1 protein-coding gene is annotated in these 1,627 nt (G+C 62.8%); it reads left to right on the top strand.

Annotated features, from left to right (window positions below):
* On the top strand, nt 1-1,627 hold a 1,627-nt coding region (locus SB822_RS54455), incomplete at both ends, for a recombinase family protein (RefSeq protein ID WP_410858767.1).

Here is a 1,627-nt window from a genome sequence, read left to right as displayed (position 1 = left end):
CGTTACTTGACGAGGATGGCGTATACGATCCTGCTCACTTCAACGACCGGCTGTTACTGGGGCTGAAAGGCACCATGAGCGAGGCCGAATTGCATGTACTGCGAGCTAGACTTCAAGGAGGAATCCTAAGCAAGGCGAGGCGTGGTGAGCTGCAGATGCGCCTGCCCGTCGGCTTCGTGTACGACGCCGCGGGCGCGGTCGTCCTCGATCCGGACCAGCAGGTCCAGCACTGTCTGAGGTGGCTGTTCGACACCTTCAGAGGCACGGGTTCGGCGATGGCCACCGCGCGCGCTGCGCATCACCTCGAGCTGGCGTTTCCACGACGGTGCTGCAAAGGTCCGCACAAGGGTGAACTGCTGTGGGGCAGTCTCGCTCATAGCCAGGTAGTGCGCATTCTGCACAACCCGAGGTATGCCGGCGCGTTCGTCTACGGTCGCACTCATACGCGCCGGACAGTCGATGGACGCACGCGTACGATTCGCGCGCCGCGGGACCAGTGGGATACGCTGATTCCGGGCGCCCATGCCGGTTATCTATCCTGGGAAGAGTACGAGCAGAATCAGAAGCGTTTGCATGAGAGCGCACAGGTGATCGGGGCCGACCGGCGCCGTGGCGCGCCGCGTGAGGGACCAGCACTGCTTCAAGGACTCGTAGTCTGTGGTCGATGCGGGAATCGCATGACGGTTCGTTATCACAGCCGCCAGGGCGGCTTGTGTCCCGAGTACGTCTGCCAGCGCGAAGGCATCGAACTGGCTGAACCGGTCTGCCAGCGCGTCCACGGCGCGGCCATCGACGAGGCCATTGGCGAACTGCTCGTCGAAGCGCTCAATCCGCTTGCCATTGAGGTGAGCCTGGCGGTTCAGCGCGAACTCCAGTCCCGCATCGAAGAAGCCGACCGTCTGCGTCACAAACAGGTGGAGCGCGCCCGGTATGAAGCCGATCTGGCGCAGCGTCGCTACATGCGCGTCGATCCGGAGAACCGGCTGGTTGCCGACTCACTCGAAGCTGACTGGAACCACAAGCTGCGAGCGCTGACTGAGGCTAACGAGGAATATCTGCGTCGCCGCGAACAAGACGCGCGCATTCTGACGGACGAGCAGCGCACCGTCATCGTCTCGCTGGCGTCCAACTTCCCCCGGCTATGGCGCGATCCCGCCACGCCCGACCGGGACCGCAAACGCATGATGAGGCTGCTTCTGGAAGACGTCACCCTGAACCGCGACCAGCAGGTTACCGCATACATCCGCTTTAAGGGCGGCGCTCACCGGACTCTCAAGCTGCCGTTACCGCTGAAATCGTGGCAGCGATGGGTCACCCCCGCCGCGGTGATTGAGGAGATCGACGCGTTGCTCAATCACCATACTGTCCTGCAGATCGCCAATATCCTGAACGAACGTGGCTTCCCGTCGGGCACCGGTAGGCCCTTCAACGCCAAGATGGTCGCTCGTCTGCAGCGCAACTACTGTCTGAAGCCACGCTATGATCGCTTGCGCGAAGCGGGCCTCCTCACGCTGCAGGAGATGGCCGACGCGCTGCACGTCACGCCGACTAGCGTGAAGATATGGAACCGTCGCGGACTCATCCGCGGTCACGCCTACAGCGACAAGAACGAGTGCCTGTACGACCC

It is taken from the genome of Paraburkholderia sp. SIMBA_054 (assembly GCF_046534875.1).
Classification (GTDB): Bacteria; Pseudomonadota; Gammaproteobacteria; order Burkholderiales; family Burkholderiaceae; genus Paraburkholderia; species Paraburkholderia hospita.
The sequence above is the reverse complement of the archived record's forward strand: the minus strand, read 5'-3'. Positions and strand labels throughout refer to the sequence as shown.